Annotated in this window: 17 protein-coding genes and 1 pseudogene; 12 read left to right on the top strand and 6 right to left on the bottom strand. The window is 60.8% G+C overall.

Annotation, left to right across the window (positions count from 1 at the left end):
* Positions 1-60: 60 nt before the first annotated feature.
* Positions 61-936 carry a LysR family transcriptional regulator gene (locus tag AC3WMT_RS20990; RefSeq protein ID WP_103304919.1) on the top strand — a complete coding sequence of 292 codons (876 nt, stop codon included), beginning with the start codon at positions 61-63 and terminating at the stop codon, positions 934-936.
* 184 nt (positions 937-1,120) lie between these two features.
* The gene (locus AC3WMT_RS20985; protein WP_249412115.1) at positions 1,121-1,597 is read left to right on the top strand and encodes a hypothetical protein; all 477 of its coding nucleotides are present in this window, start codon (positions 1,121-1,123) and stop codon (positions 1,595-1,597) included.
* Positions 1,598-1,645: 48 nt separating this feature from the next.
* Here the strand turns inward: AC3WMT_RS20985 and AC3WMT_RS20980 are convergent, their stop codons facing one another.
* Positions 1,646-2,368: a pirin family protein gene (locus AC3WMT_RS20980; RefSeq protein WP_213028176.1), complete on the bottom strand. Its 723-nt coding sequence runs from the start codon at positions 2,366-2,368 to the stop codon at positions 1,646-1,648.
* Positions 2,369-2,589: 221 nt separating this feature from the next.
* Between AC3WMT_RS20980 and AC3WMT_RS20975 the strand changes: the two genes are divergently transcribed.
* Together AC3WMT_RS20975 and AC3WMT_RS20970 are read left to right on the top strand one after the other, a co-directional pair.
* On the top strand, positions 2,590-3,540 hold the full coding sequence (locus AC3WMT_RS20975) for a GlxA family transcriptional regulator (protein WP_103304921.1): 951 nt from the start codon (positions 2,590-2,592) through the stop codon (positions 3,538-3,540).
* 90 nt (positions 3,541-3,630) lie between these two features.
* A complete protein-coding gene (locus tag AC3WMT_RS20970) occupies positions 3,631-5,100 on the top strand; it encodes an ATP-binding protein (protein WP_103304922.1) in 1,470 nt (489 codons plus the stop codon).
* Here AC3WMT_RS20970 and AC3WMT_RS20965 read toward each other — a convergent pair.
* Positions 5,065-7,989, bottom strand: a complete 2,925-nt coding sequence (locus tag AC3WMT_RS20965) for an ATP-binding protein (RefSeq protein WP_103304923.1) — start codon at positions 7,987-7,989, stop codon at positions 5,065-5,067. The two genes, AC3WMT_RS20970 and AC3WMT_RS20965, sit on opposite strands and share 36 nt — an antisense overlap.
* 355 nt (positions 7,990-8,344) lie before the next feature.
* Here AC3WMT_RS20965 and AC3WMT_RS20960 point away from each other — a divergent pair, with 355 nt between their 5' ends.
* Positions 8,345-8,914: a flavodoxin family protein gene (locus tag AC3WMT_RS20960; RefSeq protein ID WP_103304924.1), complete on the top strand. Its 570-nt coding sequence runs from the start codon at positions 8,345-8,347 to the stop codon at positions 8,912-8,914.
* A gap of 34 nt (positions 8,915-8,948) precedes the next feature.
* Here AC3WMT_RS20960 and AC3WMT_RS20955 read toward each other — a convergent pair whose 3' ends face one another.
* Entirely contained in the window at positions 8,949-9,404 is a 456-nt protein-coding gene (locus tag AC3WMT_RS20955) for a helix-turn-helix domain-containing protein (protein WP_103304925.1), read from the bottom strand.
* A 251-nt stretch (positions 9,405-9,655) separates the two neighbouring features.
* On the opposite strand from AC3WMT_RS20955, the gene AC3WMT_RS20950 reads away from it, so the two are divergent.
* The 6 genes from AC3WMT_RS20950 (at position 9,656) to ycaC (ending at position 15,441) form a co-directional block, all read left to right on the top strand.
* Entirely contained in the window at positions 9,656-10,648 is a 993-nt protein-coding gene (locus tag AC3WMT_RS20950; protein ID WP_103304926.1) for an MBL fold metallo-hydrolase, read from the top strand.
* Positions 10,649-10,704: 56 nt separating this feature from the next.
* Positions 10,705-11,628: a LysR family transcriptional regulator gene (locus tag AC3WMT_RS20945; RefSeq protein ID WP_103304927.1), complete on the top strand. Its 924-nt coding sequence runs from the start codon at positions 10,705-10,707 to the stop codon at positions 11,626-11,628.
* A 215-nt stretch (positions 11,629-11,843) separates the two neighbouring features.
* On the top strand, positions 11,844-12,260 hold the full coding sequence (locus AC3WMT_RS20940) for a DoxX family protein (RefSeq protein WP_103304928.1): 417 nt from the start codon (positions 11,844-11,846) through the stop codon (positions 12,258-12,260).
* Positions 12,253-12,879, top strand: a complete 627-nt coding sequence (locus AC3WMT_RS20935; protein ID WP_103304929.1) for an antibiotic biosynthesis monooxygenase — start codon at positions 12,253-12,255, stop codon at positions 12,877-12,879. The genes AC3WMT_RS20940 and AC3WMT_RS20935 overlap by 8 nt, the downstream gene beginning before the upstream one ends.
* A gap of 31 nt (positions 12,880-12,910) precedes the next feature.
* Positions 12,911-14,749 (top strand): amidohydrolase, encoded by a 1,839-nt coding sequence (locus tag AC3WMT_RS20930; protein WP_103304930.1) that lies wholly within the window; start codon positions 12,911-12,913, stop codon positions 14,747-14,749.
* Positions 14,750-14,817: 68 nt separating this feature from the next.
* A complete protein-coding gene (gene ycaC / locus AC3WMT_RS20925; RefSeq protein ID WP_103304931.1) occupies positions 14,818-15,441 on the top strand; it encodes an isochorismate family cysteine hydrolase YcaC in 624 nt (207 codons plus the stop codon).
* Positions 15,442-15,650: 209 nt separating this feature from the next.
* On the opposite strand, the gene AC3WMT_RS20920 is transcribed toward ycaC, so the two are convergent.
* Both AC3WMT_RS20920 and AC3WMT_RS20915 read right to left on the bottom strand, forming a co-directional pair.
* Positions 15,651-17,078 (bottom strand): mechanosensitive ion channel family protein, encoded by a 1,428-nt coding sequence (locus AC3WMT_RS20920; RefSeq protein ID WP_103304932.1) that lies wholly within the window; start codon positions 17,076-17,078, stop codon positions 15,651-15,653.
* Positions 17,079-17,285: 207 nt separating this feature from the next.
* Positions 17,286-18,308 carry an alpha/beta hydrolase gene (locus AC3WMT_RS20915; RefSeq protein WP_103304933.1) on the bottom strand — a complete coding sequence of 341 codons (1,023 nt, stop codon included), beginning with the start codon at positions 18,306-18,308 and terminating at the stop codon, positions 17,286-17,288.
* 159 nt (positions 18,309-18,467) lie between these two features.
* Here AC3WMT_RS20915 and AC3WMT_RS20910 point away from each other — a divergent pair, with 159 nt between their 5' ends.
* Positions 18,468-19,367, top strand: coding sequence for a LysR family transcriptional regulator (locus tag AC3WMT_RS20910; protein WP_103304934.1), 900 nt, complete (start codon positions 18,468-18,470; stop codon positions 19,365-19,367).
* A gap of 272 nt (positions 19,368-19,639) precedes the next feature.
* Here AC3WMT_RS20910 and AC3WMT_RS20905 read toward each other — a convergent pair.
* Positions 19,640-20,008 (bottom strand): annotated as a pseudogene (locus AC3WMT_RS20905) (hypothetical protein); the annotation flags it as partial.

Raw genomic sequence — 20,008 nt, 5'->3', positions numbered from 1 at the left:
ATGCTTTAACGCAGCGATTAGGCGACGCAGTGATGCATATTTGCATCGGTAGGGGGCGGTATGAATTGGGATGATGCACGGGTGTTTCTCGCTGTTTGCCGCGAGTCTTCGCTACGGGGTGCAGCGCGGGTTCTAGGCGTGGATCAGGCCACCGTCGGGCGGCGTATAACCGCGTTGGAAAAGTCCCTGAGCGCCACATTGTTCTTGCGTACGTCCGATGGCTACGCGCTGACGGCGGTTGGCGAAGCGGCGCTGAAAAACGTAGAAAAAATGGAGCATTCGGCGCTGGAGCTGGAGCGGCAGATCCAAGGTCTGGATGATCGCCTGACAGGCACCGTGCGGGTCAGCACCACTGATTCGCTGGCCATCGACTTCCTGATCCCGGCCATCGCGCGCCTGCACCGGCAGCACCCGGACGTGCGGGTGGAACTGGATGCGTCCACGCAAATTCTCAGTCTGGCCAAACGCGAAGCGGACATCGCCGTGCGCAACACCCGACCGGACAACCCCGACCTGATCGCCCGGCGGATTGCCCGCTGGCCGGTAGGGTTGTTCGCCTCACAGGCCTACATCGACGCCAAGGGGATTCCGCAGCAGGGCACGGCGTTCGAAGGCCATGACCTGGTGGTCTATCAACCTTATTTGCAGAGTCGCAAGGACCTGACACTGGTCAGCGAGCCCATCTATCGTGGGCGAATCGTCGCCAGTCTCAGTTCCAGCCTCTTGGTGCGCCGCTCGATTGCGGCCGGAATCGGTGTAGGAGAAATGACCGCTTACATGGCCGAACGCGATGGCTTGGTCAGGCTCTGGCCGGAGCGCAGTTGCCCGCAACCCTATGAGGTGTGGCTGGTGACTCATGCGGATTTGCGCCATACCGCGCGCGTGAGGGCGGTAATCGAACAAATTGTCGAGGTGTTTGCGACAGAGAATGAGTGAGTGCGACGACTGCTTTGGCAAAACTACGCTGCCTGACGAAAAGGCCTACACCCCGAGCAGAATCCGCTGGCTTGTGGGCTTTGGGGGAGGGCTCTATTGTTTCTACAGCTGGGTGAGAGACGTAGCGCTTACACCCAGGTGATCGACCAGGGAAGGTATCGGTAACCCAAGGAAGGGGATCGGATTGAACGCCAGGGAAATTGAGCAATACCAAAACATGAACGCTTCGAGTAAAGGTCAGAGCACTCCCGCCATGAACACTATCAGCCGTGAAGAATTCAACGCCAGAATTGAGGCCATTGAGACAAGGATGGATGCTCGGATGGAGGCTGTATCAGGGAGGATCGACGCGTTTCTTTTAGCTCAGGCAGCCAGGGACAAAGCGAATGAACGCATTCGGATCGAGCGCGATAAACGCCTCGACTCAATTGCCGTAGAGTCGAAAGAGGCGCTCAGACAAGCAAGTACCGTGAAGGCGAATGTCTGGATGGCAACGGCTGTGCATTTATTTGGCGTGGTCAGCATTGTCATTGGTGGCTACTTCGCCAGTCAGGCCAATCTGTATGTTGCGATACAAACAACCCTGACGGCGGTTCAGGCGGGCAAGGATGTCGGCGTACCAAAGCCTGCCGAGCTGCCATCGTCCGAGTCGCCACAATAAAAAACGGCCTTCAAAAGAAGGCCGTTTTACGCGCGTTGGAGCACTGCCTCATGGCATCTGCGGCAACTCCTGCGGCCGCAAGTCAAACACCAGTACCTCGGCATCCACGCCATTGTTCAAGGTCAGCGCCTGTTCTTCGCGAACCCGCACGCCGTCACCTTCCTGCAACCGCTGACCGTTCAGTTCAACACTGCCGCGAGCCACGTGGACATAAGCGTAGCGATTGGCCGGCAGTTTCAGCGTGGCGCTTTCCTTGCCATCGAACAGCCCGGCATAGACCCGCGCATCCTGGCGCACGGTCAGCGAGCCGTCGCTGCCGTCCGGCGAGATGATCAATTGCAGCCGGCCGCGTTTTTTCTGCGGGCTGAAATGCTCCTGTTGATAGCGTGGTTTGGCGCCGCCAACGTCCGGCACGATCCAGATTTGCAGAAAGTGCACAGGCTTGGTCGCCGAATGGTTGAACTCGCTGTGCGCCACGCCGCTGCCGGCACTCATCAGTTGCACATCGCCGGGGCGGATCACCGAACCGGTGCCCAGGGTGTCCTTATGCTCCAGCGCACCTTCCAGCACGTAGGAAAAGATCTCCATGTCGCGATGCGGGTGCTGGCCGAAACCTTTGCCGGCGGCAACGCGGTCATCGTTGATCACCAGCAGGTCGGAAAACCCCTGCTCCCGCGGATCGCGATAGCTGGCGAAAGAAAAGGTGTGGAACGACTTCAACCAGCCATGATTGGCGAGGCCACGATCGGAGGCTTTGCGAAGAGTCAGCATGATGAAATCTCCTTGGGGGACGTTGATTCGTCCGAGTGAGGAGAAGCTTACTGGTTACCTTTCGATGCAATAAGTAGGTGGAAATTGAAAGACTGTCGCAATCAGGTTGACAGTTTTGCGCGGCAGTTCACGCAACTTTTTCCGACACTCATCGCACGCTTGGCCATAATGTCCAACCTGTCTCATGCGTTTACTTTCTTTGATCTCAGTGATGTCTCCCCATGAAAACCGTGGCAATGGTGTTGTTCCCCGATTTTCTCCTGCTCGACATGGCCGGGCCGATGGAAGTGTTTTCGGTGGCCAATCGTTTCCTGAAAGCAGAATCACATTATCAATTGGTCACCCTCGGCACTGAGCGCGGCAAGTTGCGCGCCTCCAATGGTTTATGGGTGCACGCCGATCGGCCTGTCGAAGACGACCGTGAACACTATGACTTGCTGTTGGTACCCGGCGGCCCTGGTGCTTACAACGAGAAATTTCCGGCGCTGTTCGACTGGTTGCCGGACGCCGTGCAGCGCGCCGAACGCTATGGCTCGATCTGTACCGGCGCCTTCGTGCTGGGCCATGCCGGATTACTCGACGGCTTTCGCGTGACCACCCACTGGAATTACACCGAACGCCTGATCAAGGGCTTCCCGAGAGCCACGGTCACGACCGACCAGATCTACGTTGAAGATCGCAATTTGATCACTTCCGGGGGGGTTACCGCGGGCATCGATCTGGCGCTGGCCGTAGTCGCACGGGACCATGGCAAAAAACTCGCGCAGGATGTGGCCAAAGTGTTGCTGGTGGTAATGAAGCGCCAGGGCGGGCAGGCCCAGTTCAGCCCATTGATGGCCGCCGTCGCGCCGCAGGAGACTCCGATCACCCGGGTGCAGAATTACGTGCTGGAACACCTCGACGAAGCGTTCACCGTGGAGCGCATGGCGGGGCTCGCGAACATGAGTGCGCGGCACTTCGCGCGCTTGTTCAGCCGTGACGTCAACATGACGCCTATGGAGTTTCTGCAAAGTGCGCGTATCGATTGCGCGCGCAACTTGCTCGAAACCAGCGATCTGCCGATGAAAACCGTGGCTTATAAAAGCGGCTTCGGCAGCGTGCGGCACATGCGCTCGTTGTTCGCTGAAAAGCTCTGTCTTACCCCTGCGCAGTACCGCGAACAGTTCAGCTAGAGCGGTTCTGTCCGTCTGGCGCACCCGGATGTCCGTGCTGCGCCCTGCACGGAGGTTGTGCCGTCATCGCAGGCTGCCAAGATAGTTGGCATGAACAGCCTCAACGATTTGAACGCGGCGTCGGTGCTGTATTTCGGCCCCTATGCCTTTCATTTGCGCCAACGGTTGATCCTGGAAGGGGATCGACCATTGCGCATGGGCGGGCGTGCGCTGGACATTCTGCAAGTGCTGGTCGAGCGCGCAGGCAGAGTGGTCAGAAAGGAGGACTTGATTGCACGGGTCTGGCCGACGTCGGTGGTTGAGGAGATCAATCTGCGCGTGCACATCGCCGCTCTGCGACGGGCACTCGGCGATGGTGAAAACGGCCAGCGCTACATCGTCAATGTGCCGCAATGCGGCTACTGCTTCGTTGCTCCCGTGCAGGGCGACAGCACCGCGCAGGAAGTCCTGGAAAACCTGCAGGCGCCGCAACACAACTTGCCGGTGCGGCTGACGCCGGTCACCGGTCGCGATTCAGTGGTCGGCGCAATGGTGCGGCAATTGCCGCTGTGCCGATTGATGACGGTGACGGGGCCTGCGGGTGTTGGCAAAACCACGGTGGCGTTGCGCGTTGCAGAATTGCTGTTACAGCATTTTCGTGACGGCGTGTGGTTAGTGGATCTGTCGATAGTCAGCGACTCCACGTCGTTACTCGATCACCTCTTGCATACCCTCGATACCAATCTCGCCACGCTGTCTGCCCGCCACACTTTGTTGGTGCTGGATAACTGCGAGCATCTGCGTGAGGCCAGCAAGGCTTTGGCTGAGCGTTTATTGGCGAGCGCGCCAAGGCTGTCGATTCTGGCCACCAGTCGCGAAGCGTTGCAAGCCAGTCTGGAGACCGTACAGCAACTGCCGCCACTGGCCATTCCCAAGTCCTCAGCGTTGAGCAGTGTCGAAGAAACCATGGGCTATTCGGCAGTGCAGTTGTTTGTGAGTCGCGCCCGCGCCCGCCAGCAAGGTTTTACCCTGCGCAAACAAGACCTCAACGCGGTGCGGGACATCTGTCGACGGCTCGATGGATTGCCGCTGGCGATTGAACTGGCGGTGGCGCAAATCGACGCTTTGGCGATGGTCGGGTTGCAGTCCCAACTCGACAACTGTTTGCAGTTGCTCAGTCATGGCCGGCGTACGGCCGTGCCCCGCCATCAGACCTTGAAAGCCGCGCTGGACTGGAGCTATCAGCACTTGAGTGAACAGGAACAGCAGGTACTGCAACGGCTGTCAGTGTTCAAAATGGCGTTTGCCATGGACGCCGCAATGGGCGTGATCAGTTGCGCGCAATTGCCTCCCTCGACGCTGGCCCTGATCATCGAGCGATTGGCGCAGAAGTCCTTGCTGGCGGTGGAGCGGGGTAGCGCAGGGTTGCGCTATCGCATGCTCAACACCACCCGTGGGTATGCCCGCGAACAACTGGAGCGCAGTGGTGACTCGAACGATTACGAGCGCCGGCATGCGCGCTACGTCAGTCGTACTCGTTGGGTTTCAGGTCCGCAATTGACTGCCCAACTCATCGAGTAACTCGCGCACCTTGCGCAAGTCCGGGGTGGCGTAGCCTTCGGTGAAGCGTTGATAGATCGGTTTCAGCAGATCCAGCGCTTCGCGGTGGCGATTTTGCCGTTGCCACAGCCGGGCCAGTGAAGTGGCGCTGCGCAGTTCCCAGGCCAGGGCGCCTTGGGCTTGGGCGATTGCGAGTGCCTGGTGCAACACCTCCTCTGCCCGACAGGTATTGCACGTGTCTGCGCTGACGCCTTCGCTGGCCGGCCCGCTCCCACAGGGTTCGGCGGTGCATTGCGGATGTTTGTCCAGCACGCCGAAACTGTGGGAGCGAATTTGCTCGCGATGGCGTCGGCTTGGGCAACCCGATGCTTCAATCAACAACCGTTCAGCCCGAGCTCGCAGAATCTCTGCCGTGCTCCAACCTGCTGCACCGCTATGTGCGCGTTCAAGCAACGCGTCATCAACAAAACCGCTGTCCAGCGTCACCATGATTTCCCGGATCAGGCCGCTGTCATCAGCCGGCATCGGCACGGCGGTATCGGCGTCAATGACCTGCGCGTAGTGCCGTGCCCATTGATAGAACAGCAATACGGAATGCTTCTGTGCCTGCTCCAGCAACAGATGCAACAAAGCACGGGCGTTCGGTTGGTCACCGTTGTAATGAGCGATCAGGCAACTGGCCAATGCCAGGGTGTAGCAGATCGAGGTGCCATGGTTGATTTGCACGGCGATGTCCAACGCCTGCCGGGCCGTGCGCCATGCTTGTTCCGGAAAACCTTGCAGCCACAACACCCGGGCAAGCACCGTCAGTGAGGCGACGCTCTGGTCGTACTGCACGCCGAAGCCATGGGTGAAGCGGTTGGGATTGCCGCTTTGCGCCATGCGCTGAATCACCTGTTCGGCATGCAGCCGCGCCTGCTGCTGGTCGCCGGCATAATGCAGTGCCAACACGCGCAGGCGATGGGTACTCAGCGACAACTGCGGGTCGCCGTGCAGGCCGAGTCGATCGAATTGCTCGCTCTGTTCCAGCGCCAATCGATAGTGGCCACAGCTAAGGTTGACTGCCATATGCCCGGACACCGCACGCAGTTGCCCGGCCACATCGTCGTGCTCTAGCGCCAGCGTGTGGGCGTCGACGAACGCCGCGATGGTTTCCGGGGTACCGCCCCAGGTGTGGTAGCAGGCGCTGCCGAGCGCCAGCTTCAGAGCGATTTTCACTCGCGGGCAGGGTTCGGCAGCGTTATCGAGCACGGCCAGTGCCCGACGCACGTAACCGCCGTACTCCTTGAGCAGCGACAACTCTTGCCACAGCGGGGCCGAGGTCGCGGCCAGATAAATGCCCACATCGTTGGGGCCGGCACCGTTCAGGCTCCAGTCGAGCGCCGCACGCAAGTCTTCCAGACCGCGCGCATAGCGTTCGATCCATAGGGCGGTTGAGGTGTTCTCCCAGTCAGTCTGCCCCTGATACATCAGCGCCAGACAGCGTTCAGCGTGGCGTTCACGGGTTTCGGCGAGTTCGCCGCACTGGTCGAGTTTTTCCAGCGCGTAGCGGCGGGTGGTGTCGAGCAACCGATAGAACACCTCTTCATCACCGACTTCGACGTTGAGTAACGACTTGGCGACCAGTTGCGTGATTGAGCCGAACACCTCTGCGGGCTTGATGTGCTGACCAACGATCACGGCGGCGGCAGACTCCAGCGTAAAACCACCGCGAAAAACGCCGAGCCGACGCAGGCAGGTCTGTTCACAGTCGGTGAGCAGGTTGAAGCTCCAGTCCAGCGTGGCGCGCAGGGTGAGGTGGCGCTCCACGCTGCTCTGAGTGCCGGTGGCCAGTGCCGGTAAACGGCCCTGGAGCTGGCTGAGCAGGCCGTGCAGGCCGAGCCCGCCAACCTGCGCCGCCGCCAGCTCCAGGGCCAGCGGAATGCCGTCCAGACGTCGGCAGATTTCAATGGCATCGGGCAACTCGGCGTCGCTGAGTTCAAAGCCCTCGTGAGCGGCCAAAGCGCGTTCGGCAAACAGTTGCAGTGCAGAAAAACTCAGCGCCTGCGTGCGATCGAGCGCAGCAATCGGCGGTGGGTAATCAAGGGACTCAAGGCGCTGCACATATTCGCCTTCGGCCCGCAGGCTCTCGCGACTGGTGGCCAGAATGTGCACATGCGGTGCACCGCGCAAAATGCGCTCGCTGAGCAGGGCCACGGCGTCGATCAGGTGTTCGCAATTGTCGATCACCAGCAGCATCTGTCGCTTGCGCAGGACGTTGACCAGACTGGTCAGCGGCTCATTGTCATGCAACACCACGTCCAACAGGGCCGCCAAATGCGAGCAGATCATCCGGGCGTCGTTGATGGGCGTCAGGTCCAGCAGCCTGATGCCGTCCTGATAGTGGCCGATCATCTGCTCGGCAACGCGCAGGGCTACGGTGGTTTTGCCGATGCCGCCAGGACCGACCAGCGTGATGCAACGCTTGCGCGGCAACTGCCTGATCAGGTTGTCGACCAGCGGCTGCCGGCCGATCATTCGCGTGCGGCGCAGCGGCAGGTTATGCCGGGTGCCGGTTTCGGCGCAGGTGGGTTGTTCGATCGATTGCACCGCGATCGGTGCGACAAAACTGTAGCCGCGCTGCGCAACGGTGACGATGAACCTCTGCCCGGCCTGACCATCGCCCAGCGCTTTGCGCAACGCCGCCATGTGCACCCGCAGGTTGATGTCTTCGACCACACTGTCCGGCCAGACCCCGGCAAGCAATTGCTGCTTGCTCACAACTTCGCCGGCATGCGCCAGCAGGATCAGCAGAATGTCCATGGCACGTCGACCCAGACGCAACGGCTGCTCGCCCTCAAGCAGCAGCCGTTTTCCAGGCTGAATCCGATAGGGGCCGAAACCGAGGGCCTGATTCGGGGAAAGACTCAACAGCTCACTCCTGCGATGTTTTTATAATCCTGCCCAGGGTTTGTGAAGTCTTCGTGAGGGCAGGGCGGATGACGGCGTCAGCGGCACGCAAACCTTCTAATCCGCAGTTTTCAGACATATTCCTCAGGTTCTGGCGTCAGTGCAACGTGCAGATTGCCGGAAACCATGCACAACGCTGCGCATAACCGCTGTTTTTACCCGCTGCGCTGCTCGAATCAGCGCGCTGTTCCACAGACAATTAACAACGATTAACTCGTCTGCATCTGCGCCAGCCCCAAAAATCCCTTGAACAAGTTCAACCTCAGGCACAGACCTGACGGCTGCAATGGAATGCACACGTCCGGAGGACGGCGCAATGAGCAACGTGGTGGTGGTCTATCACAGCGGCTACGGCCATACACGCGTCATGGCTGAAGCAGTGGCGCAGGGCGTCGAGCGACACCTGGGCAGTACCTGTCGGTTGGTGACGGTAGAGGAAGTCGAACTCTATTGGGATGAGTTGCACCGCGCCGATGCGATCATCTTCGGCGCGCCGACCTACATGGGCAGCGCGTCGGCGGGGTTCAAGCAGTTCATGGAGGCCAGCGCGGCGTTCTATCTGGCCAAGCCGTGGCGCGACAAGGTGGCCGCCGGGTTCACCAATTCCGGCAGCCTGTGCGGCGACAAGCTCAATACGCTGCTGCAACTTGCGGTGTTTGCCGCGCAACATTCAATGATCTGGGTCGGTCTCGACTTGCTCCCGGCGCGTTCGGCGGCCGGGTTCTTTGATGGGCAATTGAATCGTCTGGGCAGCTCGCTCGGTGCCATGTCCCAATCCAATGTCGAACAGACACCCGAGCAGGCTCCGCCGCTCGAAGACCGGCGTACGGCGGCACATCTGGGCGAGCGAGTGGCGCAAGTGGCGCAGCGTTTGCGACACAAGTGAAGGCGGATCAATAGAGCGTCGTGGGCAACAGTGGTTACACCGCCAGACGCATGCCGAGCGGCAATGCCGAAGCTTGCGACCTCTTGAGTTTCATCTCCGGCACCTCACGGCAGCGCCAGGCGAACGGGCTGATCCCTTCGCTGCGGGTGAAGATGTGGCAGAAGTGCGCCTGATCACAGAAGCCGCATTCCAGGCTGATCTGCGTCAGGCTCAAGTGCGTGAGCTGGATCAACTGCTTGGCGCGGGCGATGCGCTGGGTGCGGATCCAGTCTTGTGGCGAGAGTCCGGTGCTGCACTTGAATGCCCGGGAAAAATGACTGCGTGACAACGAACATGCCTCTGCCAGTTCGGTGACTTCCAGGCTTTCACCGAGGCGATCGAGGATCATCTGTTTGACCCGCCGTTCGCGCTGCGGACTGAGGCCGCCGATGCGCGGTGTGCGAGATTCGCTGGCGGGGGCGAGGGCGACTGTTTGTTGTAAGTGAGCCATGGCCAATGTCCGTGTCGGGGGGGAAGGCACGCTCGGTGCTTTCCCCTCAGGTCAAAAAAACAATGTTGCGCAGAGGGTTTCATTGTTGGACGGGGCCGGAAGACTGACGAGTTAAACGTTGTTAATTGCACCGCAAAACGTTGAACTCAGCACATCGCTGCAAGTCGGCGACGCGGCGGATCGGCGAGGATGGCTACTATTAGAGGCGCACGTTCAGTGCCGTCGAAGATCGATCAAGCAAGGGGATTGGCATGACAGGTTCGTTACACGCTACGTGGGGCACACTCGGATTGGCGCTCGCGCTGGCGGCCACAAGTGCTCTGGCACAGGCGCCGCAGGTCGGTACGCAGGCCCCCGGCTACTTTCGTTTGGCGCTGGGCGACTATGAAGTGACGGCACTGTTCGACGGTTATAACGATCTGTCACCCAAATTGCTTCAGGGCATGAGTCAGGGGCAGATCCGTGCATTGCTCGCTCGCCGTTCGATTGAAACCCCGGGCGTGCAAACGGCGTTTAACGCTTTTCTGGTCAACACCGGCAAGCAGTTGATCCTGGTCGACACCGGTGCCGGGCAGTGCATTGGCGCTACCGCCGGCCAACTTTCTGCGAACATGCAGGCTGCGGGCTACCAACCAGAACAGGTCGATACCATTCTGCTGACGCACCTGCATCTGGACCACGTTTGCGGACTGGTCGACGCTGAGCAAAAACCGGTTTTCGCCAATGCAACAGTCTATGCAGCCAAGGCTGAGGCCGACTATTGGCTCGATCCGCAGGCGTTGGCCAAAGCCCCGGCCGGGGCGAAAGAATTCTTCAGGATCGCTCAGGATTCCACCGCACCCTACGTGGCCGCGGGCCGCTTCAAGACCTTCACGCCGGGGCAGTCGCCGCTGCCAGGTGTGGTCGAGGCTGCACTTGAAAGCGGGCACACCCCAGGCAGCACCACCTACCGTTTCACTTCTCAGAACCAGAGCATCGTGTTCATGGGTGACCTGGTGCACAACCTCGCCGTGCAGTTCGACCACCCTGAAGTGTCGATCAGTTTTGACGTCAACGGTCAGCAGGCGATCAAAAGCCGTAATGCTGTGTTCAGCGCTGCGGCCGCCAGCAAAACCTGGGTGAGCGCCGCACACCTGCCGTTTCCGGGGATCGGTCACATCACCGCCATCGATAAGCACTTCCAATGGGCGCCGGTGGAATACGGCCCTTACAAACGCGCGGCCAAAGTACCGTTGATCGAGTAAAGTACGGCGCTCTCGCACCTGACTGAACAAGACTTCCAAGCAAGGAACACGAGCCGATGAACCGTAACGATCTGCGTCGCGTCGACATGAACCTGTTGGTGATTTTCGAAGCGCTGATGTTCGAAAAGAACCTGACCCGCGTCGCCGAGAAACTGTTCATGGGCCAACCCGCCGTGAGTGCGGCGCTCGGCCGTCTGCGCGATCTGTTCGATGACCCGTTGCTGCTGCGCAACGGTCGCAGCATGGAACCGACAGCCCGCGCCCTGGCGATTCTCAAGGAGCTGCAACCGGCGATGGACGTCATTTCCGGGGCCGTCAGCCGCGCCAAGGAATTTGAACCGGCGAGCAGTTGCGACGTGTTCCGCATCGGCCTGTCGGACGATGCCGAGTTCGGCCTGTTTCCGCCGTTGTTGCGCAAGCTTCAGCAAGAAGCACCGGGGATTGTCGTGGTGGTGCGCCGCGCCAATTACCTGCTGATGCCGGCGCTGCTGGCGTCCGGGGAAATCTCGGTGGGTGTCAGCTACACCACCGATCTGCCCGCCAACGCCAAGCGCAAGAAACTGCGCGACATTCCCTGCAAAGTCCTGCGCGGTGACGATCGTCCGGGGCCGCTGACACTGGATGAATACTGCGAACGCCCGCACGCGATGGTGTCATTTTCCGGTGATTTGAGCGGCAACATCGATCTGGACCTGGCCAAGCTGGGCCGCACTCGCCGTGTAGTCCTCGGCGTGCCGCAGTTCAGCGGCTTGCGCGCCTTGCTCGCCGGCACCGAAATGATCGCCACCGTCCCGGACTATGCCGCGTGCGCTCTGGTCGAGGGCTGTGCCTTGCGCGCAGAAGATCCACCGTTCCCGATCGAAGCGGCGCAGCTGTCGATGGCCTGGAGCGGGGTGCATGACAACGACCCGGCGGAGAAGTGGTTGCGGTCGCGGATCAGTCAGTTCATGTCGGTGTCGCTGGATATCCCCTCGGTCTGACGAAACAACACAGTTCCCCCCCCCCATGTGGGAGCGAGCCTGCTCGCGATGGCGCACGGTCAGTCGACATCCCTGTTGAATGACACACCGCTATCGCGAGCAGGCTCGCTCCCACAGGGGTTTTAGGTGAAAGAAAGAAAGAGAGCACATCCATCCAATTTCCCCGCGCCCGGCATCGGCATTATTCAGGCCAATGACATTTCAAGGGTCGGGGCATGAGCGCGATACACAATGATGAACGGGCGCGCGACGTCGGTTTGCTGTTTCTGCGGGTCAGCGGCGGGTTGTTTCTGCTGTGGGTGCACGGTTTGCCCAAGTTGCTCGACTTCACCGCGCAATTGGCGCTGATCGAAGATCCTTTCCACCTCGGCGCCCACCTGACCTTGTGTCTGGCGATCTTCGCCGAAGTCCTCTGTCCATTACTGATCGTCGCCGGGTTACTGGTGAGATTGGCGTGCTTGCCTATTCTGTTTGTGCTGCTGGTGGCGCTGTTGGTTGTGCATCCGCAATGGAGTGTGGCTGAGGGGCAGTTCGGCTGGTTGCTGTTGATCCTGTTTACCACTGTGTTTATCGCCGGGCCGGGACGGCTGGCGATTTCTGTTCGTTTGCCCGGAGTGTTGCGTTATGCCTGAAGTCCTGAGTCCAAAAGCACCGGGGTCCGATGAGACTGTCACGCTGATCGTCAAGCACCGGGTCAAGGCCGGCTTTGAGTCGGCGTATGAAGCGTGGCTACGCAATATCGTCCGGGTCGCGGGGCAGCGCGAAGGGCACTTGGGGGTGGACGTGGTGCGCGGCAAGCTCGCCGGGCTCGACACTTACACCTGCGTGCTGCGCTTTTGCTCGACCGAGGCGATGCAGCAGTGGCTGGAATCGCCGCAGCGTCAGGCGCTGGTCGATGAAGCCGCGCCGATGCTCGCCGACGGCGACCAGACCGAGGTCGCCCCCGTCAATGAATTCTGGTTCGCTCCGCTGGCCGATGCCGCTTCGCCGCCACCGCGCTGGAAGCAAGCGGTGATCACCTTGCTGGTGATTCTGCCGCACACCTTGCTGGTGCCGCTGATCTGGGGGCCGCTGCTCAAGCTGCACCCGCTGCTTTCCAACTACGTGGTTGCGACGTTCCTGATCACCCTGACCATCGTGCTGTCGGTGGTGTACGTGTTCATGCCCCGCGTGACCCGTCTGTTCGCGCCGTGGCTGGAAGCCAGCCAGGCGCATACCCACGTCGAACCCACCGAACACCCGTCACGCTGAATCCCATTCATTTTTTCTCGAAGGAACTGCGATGAGCGCCGATCTGATTCTCTTCAATGGTCAATTTCATACCGTCGATCGCACCAAGCCACTGGCCAGCGCCGTGGCGATCAAGGACGGCCGCTTCGTGGTCGTTGGCAATGACACCCAAGCCATGTCCTTGCGCGGCCCGGCCACGCAAGTGATCGATATGCACGGTCGCTGCGTGATTCCCGGCCTCAACGACTCGCACTTGCACTTGATCCGTGGCGGTTTGAACTACAACCTCGAACTGCGCTGGGAAGGCGTGCCGTCGCTGGCCGATGCACTGCGCATGCTCAAGGACCAGGCCGACCGTACACCGACCCCGCAATGGGTGCGCGTGGTCGGTGGCTGGAACGAATTCCAGTTCGCCGAAAAACGCATGCCGACCCTCGAAGAACTCAATCAGGCGGCGCCGGACACCCCGGTGTTCGTCCTGCACCTCTACGACCGTGCACTGCTCAACCGCGCGGCGCTGCGCGTGGCCGGCTACACCCGCGACACGCCGAACCCGCCGGGCGGCGAGATTGTGCGTGACGCCAATGGCAACCCGACCGGCATGCTGGTGGCCAAACCCAACGCGATGATTCTCTATTCGACGCTGGCCAAGGGGCCGAAGCTGCCGCTGGAGTATCAGGTCAACTCGACCCGCCAGTTCATGCGTGAACTCAACCGCCTCGGCCTGACCAGCGCGATCGATGCCGGCGGTGGTTTCCAGAACTATCCGGACGATTATCAGGTGATCGAGCAACTGGCCAAGGACGACCAGTTGACCGTGCGCATCGCCTACAACCTGTTCACCCAGAAACCCAAAGAAGAACTGACCGATTTCCAGAACTGGACCGGCAGCGTCAAGTTGCATCAGGGCGACGACTTCCTGCGGCACAACGGTGCCGGCGAGATGCTGGTGTTCTCGGCGGCGGATTTCGAAGACTTCCTCGAACCGCGTCCGGACCTGCCGCAAACCATGGAGGCTGAGCTGGAACCGGTGGTGCGCCACCTCGTCGAGCAGCGCTGGCCGTTCCGTCTGCACGCCACCTACAACGAATCGATCAGCCGCATGCTCGACGTGTTCGAGAAGGTCAATCGCGACATTCCGTTCAACGGTCTGCCGTGGTTCTTCGACCACGCCGAAACCATCACCCCGCAGAACATCGAACGGGTGAAAGCCTTGGGCGGCGGCATCGCGATTCAGGATCGTATGGCGTTCCAGGGCGAATACTTCGTCGATCGTTACGGTTCGAAAGCTGCCGAAGCGACGCCGCCGATCAAACGCATGCTCGCCGAAGGTGTGCCGGTTGGCGCGGGCACCGATGCGACGCGGGTTTCCAGCTACAACCCGTGGACGTCACTGTACTGGATGGTCAGCGGGCGCACCGTCGGTGGCCTGGCGTTGTACGAAGAAGGTTTGCCGCGCACCACCGCGCTGGAACTGTTCACTCACGGCAGCGCTTGGTTCTCCTCGGAGCAGGGCAAGAAAGGCCAGATCAAGGTCGGGCAACTGGCGGATCTGGCGGCACTGAGCGCGGACTTTTTCCACGTCGAAGAAGAAGCGATCAAGTGGATCGAGTCGGTACTGACCGTGGTGGGCGGCAAGATTGTCTACGCCGCAGGTGACTTCGCAGACCTCGGCCCGGCCAGCGTTCCGGTGCTGCCGGACTGGTCGCCGGTGGTGAAAGTCCCCGGCCACTGGCGGCCTAACTCGCCGTTGCAGGCGCAGGTTCACCAATGCGTCGGCGCCTGCGCCGTGCACTCGCACAGTCATGAAAAAGCGCGATTATCGAACGCACCGGTCAGCGATTTCGCCGGTTTCTGGGGCGCGTTCGGTTGTTCCTGCTTCGCTTTCTGATTTCCCCAAAAGCGCCGGCCACGAGGCACGGCGCTTGACATCACATCCATCCAACCAGGAGTTTCCCCATGAGCGTTCCTTACAAGCGTCTGAACAAAGATGATGCGGTCGTGTTGCTGGTCGACCACCAGACCGGTCTGATTTCGCTGGTACAGGATTTCACCCCGAACGAGTTCAAGAACAACGTGCTGGCACTGGGCGACATTGCCAAATTCTTCAAGCTGCCGACCATCCTCACCACCAGTTTCGACGCAGGCCCGAACGGCCCGATCGTGCCTGAACTGCTGGAGCAGTTCCCGGATGCACCGTTTATTCAACGTCCAGGCCAGATCAACGCCTGGGACAACGAAGACTTCGTCAAAGCCATCAAGGCCACCGGTCGCAAGCAACTGATCATCGCCGGTGTGGTGACTGACGTGTGCGTGGCGTTCCCGACCCTGTCGGCCATCGCTGAAGGCTTCGAAGTATTTGTGGTGACCGACTCGTCCGGCACCTTCAACACCACCGTGCAACAAGCGGCGTGGGCGCGGATGTCGGCGGCCGGTGCGCAACTGTTGAACTGGTTCTCGGTGGCGTGCGAGCTGCAGGGCGACTGGCGCAACGATATGGAAGGCCTGGCGAATCTGCTGTCGAACCGCTTGCCGAACTACCGCAACCTGATCAACAGCTACACCAAGTTCACTGCCAAGTAATTAGATGTGAGTTTGAAAAGCCCCTCACCCTAGCCCTCTCCCAGAGGGAGAGGGAACTGACCGAGGGGCTCTTTAGAAGTACGCCGACGTGCGATACCGAGCCGAACTCAGGTTCTGAATTGCATGCGGTCTGCTCCCTTTCCCCCTCGCCCCCCTGGGGGAGAGGGCTGGGATGAGGGGGTAAAGCTCTTGATCTTAAGTTCTTCGCATCAACGCTTTTGCAGCCAACCGAGAAACCCACCTTTCCTCACAGCCACCGGTTTGCCCATCAACGCGAGGTGACTGTTCTGTTGCCGCACCGCCTGCAATTTATTCAACGCCCGCCCCACCTCCGTGCGTTGCTCCATGCACTGGCGGGTCAGCCCCTTGTCGAGACGGTAGATGATGCTCGATGTCAGCGCCGTAAACGTAGCCTGCGACGGCGTATCGGCGAGAATGCTCTGTTCGCCCATGACCTCACTCGGCCCCATTCGCCCGGCTTCGGTCTGCCCGTCGCCGTCCGGCACAGTCGCACTGACCACGCCCGTGGCGATCACAAACAGGCTGTCGGGCACTTCATCCAGATCCAGCACTACCTGGCCCGCCGCGTACTGCTGCGCGACCATCGATTCAGCCAGACGGTCACGTTCCTCATGGCTCAGCGAGCGGAAAATTTTCACCTCATCCAGCAACGCGCGGGCGCGGGTCGAAGGCTCGATCACGCCATCCGGATGCCGCGAAATCCCGGCCGCTTCGAGATGACGGTGGGCGAGGTCGAACAGTTGATTGCGCACTTCGCCTTTCTTGCTCAACTCGGCAATGAAACCGCTGGCCACATATTCCGAGGTGGTTTCACCAGCCTCTTTCAACACGGCTTTGGGTGCCGGGGTCAGCAGCAGACTGCTGCTGCCTTGCAACGTACGGTCGAGGGCGTCGAGTACCCGGCGCGGGCGAATGTGGTTGGGCACCTGAATGCTGATCGACACGCCATGCATGTTGCTCGGGCGGCTGAGGTTGACGATTTTCGCCTTGGCCGCCACCGAGTTTGGCACCACAGCCATGGTCCCGGCGCTGGTCAACAGATGCGTGGCGCGCCAGTCGATGTCGAGCACTTTACCTTCGACGCCGTCGATCACTACGAAGTCGTCCACTTGGTAGGGCTTGGTGGTGTTGAGGACGATCCCGGAAAACACGTCGGCCAGGGTACTTTGCAGCGCCAGACCGACGACGATGGCGACCACACCGGACGTAGCGAGCAGGCCTTTGACCGGCAACTCCAGCACATAACCGGCTGCCGCAACGATGGCCGCCAAAAACACCAGCGCGCCAATCACGTCCTGCAGCAAGCGCCCGCTGTGACCAATGCGGCGCATCAGGATCAGGCCGATGACTTCGGTGAGGACCCTCGCGGCGTACAACCACCAAAGAATGCCCAACGCCGTCGCGCCGAGCTGCGCCACGCGATCATCGGCAAACAGCGGCGCCTGCAACGGGCTGACGCCGGCGTTGATCACCAACGCGCTGAACGCCAGAAACAGCACCAGGCGAATGCCGATTCGCGGTGCACGATGGGCGAATGGCGAGAAGTGCCAGAGCACGGCATCAACCAACAGCAGAACGGCGCTCAGGGACAGCAGGTGGGTGAGGAGGAAGGACATGATGTGCTCCGGATTGGCACGAGCCTTGGTGATGAAGGACTTTTTGTGGTGAGGGGATTTATCCCCGACGGGTTGCGCAGCGCCCCCAAAAAAGGGGTAGTTGCGCAGCCCATCGGGGATAAATCCCCTCGCCACAAGATCAATGGAAAAGATCGCCGCCTGCACGTGTCCGATGTGGGAGCCGCTGCAGGCTGCGATCTTTTAACGTCAAGGCTGCAAATGCGTCTTCAGCTCAGCCGCCGCCTGCCGCACGGCCGCTTTCACTTCCGGAATCTGACTCAGCGGGTTGAGCAAACCAAAGTCATGAATCATCCCGTTGTAACGCACCGAGGTCACCGCCACGCCGGCCGCATCCAGGTGCCGCGCATAGCCTTCGCCTTCATCGCGCAGCACGTCGAATTCGGCCGTCTGCACCAGGGCGGCGGGCAATCCCTTGAGTTGCTCTGTGCTGGCGTTCAGCGGCGAGGCATGGATCTGCGCACGCTCGGCGGAATTGGTGGTGTAGCTGTCCCAGAACCACTGCATCATGCCCTTGGTGAGGAAGTGGCCCTCGGCGAATTGCTGGTACGAGCCGTCGTCGAACTGCGCGTTGGTCACCGGCCACATCAGCAGCTGGAAGCGCAGGGCAGGGGTTTTCTGTTCTTTGGCCATCAACGCGACGACGGCCGCCATGTTGCCGCCGACGCTGTTGCCGGCTACCGCCAGACGCTTGCCGTCGACGCCGATGTCCTTGCCATGCTCGGCCACCCATTTCGTTGCGGCGTAGGCCTGGTTGATTGCGGTCGGGTACTGCGCTTCCGGCGACGGCGTGTAATCGACGTACACCGCGACGGCGCCGGAGCCCACCACCAAGTCACGAATCAGGCGCTGGTGAGTCGGATAATCACCCAGCACCCAGCCGCCACCGTGGAAGAACATGAACACCGGCAACTCACCTTTGACCTTGGCCGGGCGCACCACTTTCAGGTTGATCGTCTGACCATCGACCTTGATCGCCTTGTCGCTGACTTCCACACCGGACAGATCAACCTTCACCGAAGCCTGCGCACCTGTAAGTACTGCACGGGCATCTTTCGGGCTCAGTTGCTCAAGCGGTTTGCCACCGCCAGCTGCGAGGGCTTCGAGGAAGGCCTGTGTGTTGTGCTCGACGCCCGGGCTGCCGGCTGCGAAAGCGTTGCCGATGGACAGGGCGAGGAGGGAAGCGGTCAGGGTTTTCTTGACGATGTTCATGTGCAATTCCTTTTAATCCGTTTGATTTTTTATGCCTGGGTTGCGGGCTGCTGTGGCGCTGGGCTTCAGGCCTCAGCAACACCGTGAGCACAGATTAATGAGCTGCCGGAAAGTGAAAAAGCGGCTATAAAGCGTTTAACTGTCCACCAGAGAGTGACAATGAACCCGTTCGAAGACATGCGTATTTTTTGCCAGGTCATGGACTCCGGCAGCTTCACCAACGCCGCCGATCAGTTGGGCCTGTCCAAGCAATTCGTCAGCCGTCGCTTGATGCAGCTCGAAGAGCGTCTCGGCGTGCGTTTGCTCAATCGCTCGACCCGGCGCCTCGACGTCACGCCACTGGGCCAGAGCTACTACGAGTCGGCACTGCGCTTGCTCGGTGAAGTCGAACAGGTCGAGCAGGGTATCGCCGGGCAAACTGCCGAGCCGCGCGGGACGATTCGTCTGAGCGCGCCGTTATCGTTTGCCGTGGCGCATCTCGGTTGCCTGTTGCCGATGTTTTTGCAGCGTTATCGCGAAGTCACCGTTGAGGTCGATTTGAGCGATCGGCCGGTGGACCTGCTTGGCGAAGGCTACGACCTGGCGCTGCGAATCGGCGTGCTGGAAGACTCGACGCTGATCGCCCGGCGCATTGCGTCGATTGAGCGGGTGTACTGCGCCAGCCCGGCGTATCTCGCCGAGCGCGGCACACCGCTCAAGCCTGAGGATCTGCTCAGCCATGACTGTTTGCCCTATGGCCACGGGCGCTCGGTGCAATGGCGGTTCAATGCGGGACAGGGCAAGCCGCAGTTGGTGAATGTCACCGGGCGCATGCGCGTGAACAACGGCGAGTTGCTCAGGGATGCGGCGGTGCAGGGGATGGGGATTACCTATTTGCCGACGTTCATTGTCGGTGCGGCGCTGAAGGATGGCCGGCTGGTGCCGGTGCTGGATGATTTGCGCCCGGAGCCGCTGACGTTATCGGCGGTGTATCCGCAGCATCGACAGGCCTCCCGACCCGTGCAGGCGTTGGTCGAATTCCTGCGCGAACGGCTGAACCAGAGCAACGTCGCTCTCTGAGTGGATCTTTCAAACACTGCAAAGCCCTGTGGGAGCGAGCCTGCTCGCGAAAGCGGACGGTCAGTCAAAACATCATTGGCTGACCCACAGCATTCGCGAGCAGGCTCGCTCCCACATTGGGTTCATGGTTGTCTGCGGAATTTGTGCACACTGCATAACCCTGTGGGAGCTGGCTTGCCAGCGATAGCGGTGTGTCAGGCAATACAAGGTTGCCTGATCCGGCCTCATCGCTGGCAAGCCAGCTTCCACAGGTTTTGTGGCGTTTCTGAAAATCAGTTGGCGCGCTTGTCATCGCCGGGCTCGCCGCCGACATGCACGCCGCGATCATCGCCGACTTCACCGGCGCGGTGGACGCCGTGGTCGTCGCCGACTTCACCGGCGCGGTGGACGCCGTGGTCGTCGCCGACTTCACCGGCGCGATGGACGCCGTGGTCGTCGCCGACTTCACCGGCGCGATGGACACCGTGATCATCGCCTGGCTCAGCGTGAGTGCCGCTGCGTCCTGACGAGGACGCGGAGTCGCCCGAGTGTCCGGAGCCTTGGCCGCTGCCGCTGCGACCACCGCCGCCATCACCGTGTCCACTGCCACCGTTGCCACCGTTGCCACTGCCGCCATGACCGCCACCATTGCCGCCACCGCC

This window comes from Pseudomonas sp. FW305-7 (assembly GCF_058786735.1).
Note: the sequence above shows the minus strand (reverse complement) of the source record. Positions and strands in the feature narration are given on the sequence as shown.

Excerpts from the sequence above, each read along its gene's own strand:
- AC3WMT_RS20945 (WP_103304927.1), top strand. The coding sequence starts at position 10,705 with ATGAACCGTAACGATCTGCGTCGCGTCGACATGAACCTGTTGGTGATT.
- AC3WMT_RS20940 (WP_103304928.1), top strand. The coding sequence starts at position 11,844 with ATGAGCGCGATACACAATGATGAACGGGCGCGCGACGTCGGTTTGCTG.
- AC3WMT_RS20990 (WP_103304919.1), top strand. The coding sequence starts at position 61 with ATGAATTGGGATGATGCACGGGTGTTTCTCGCTGTTTGCCGCGAGTCT.
- AC3WMT_RS20975 (WP_103304921.1), top strand. The coding sequence starts at position 2,590 with ATGAAAACCGTGGCAATGGTGTTGTTCCCCGATTTTCTCCTGCTCGAC.
- AC3WMT_RS20920 (WP_103304932.1), bottom strand. The coding sequence starts at position 17,078 with ATGTCCTTCCTCCTCACCCACCTGCTGTCCCTGAGCGCCGTTCTGCTG.
- AC3WMT_RS20950 (WP_103304926.1), top strand. The coding sequence starts at position 9,656 with ATGACAGGTTCGTTACACGCTACGTGGGGCACACTCGGATTGGCGCTC.
- AC3WMT_RS20970 (WP_103304922.1), top strand. The coding sequence starts at position 3,631 with ATGAACAGCCTCAACGATTTGAACGCGGCGTCGGTGCTGTATTTCGGC.
- AC3WMT_RS20955 (WP_103304925.1), bottom strand. The coding sequence starts at position 9,404 with ATGGCTCACTTACAACAAACAGTCGCCCTCGCCCCCGCCAGCGAATCT.
- AC3WMT_RS20910 (WP_103304934.1), top strand. The coding sequence starts at position 18,468 with ATGAACCCGTTCGAAGACATGCGTATTTTTTGCCAGGTCATGGACTCC.
- AC3WMT_RS20915 (WP_103304933.1), bottom strand. The coding sequence starts at position 18,308 with ATGAACATCGTCAAGAAAACCCTGACCGCTTCCCTCCTCGCCCTGTCC.
- AC3WMT_RS20930 (WP_103304930.1), top strand. The coding sequence starts at position 12,911 with ATGAGCGCCGATCTGATTCTCTTCAATGGTCAATTTCATACCGTCGAT.
- AC3WMT_RS20980 (WP_213028176.1), bottom strand. The coding sequence starts at position 2,368 with ATGCTGACTCTTCGCAAAGCCTCCGATCGTGGCCTCGCCAATCATGGC.
- AC3WMT_RS20960 (WP_103304924.1), top strand. The coding sequence starts at position 8,345 with ATGAGCAACGTGGTGGTGGTCTATCACAGCGGCTACGGCCATACACGC.
- ycaC (WP_103304931.1), top strand. The coding sequence starts at position 14,818 with ATGAGCGTTCCTTACAAGCGTCTGAACAAAGATGATGCGGTCGTGTTG.
- AC3WMT_RS20935 (WP_103304929.1), top strand. The coding sequence starts at position 12,253 with ATGCCTGAAGTCCTGAGTCCAAAAGCACCGGGGTCCGATGAGACTGTC.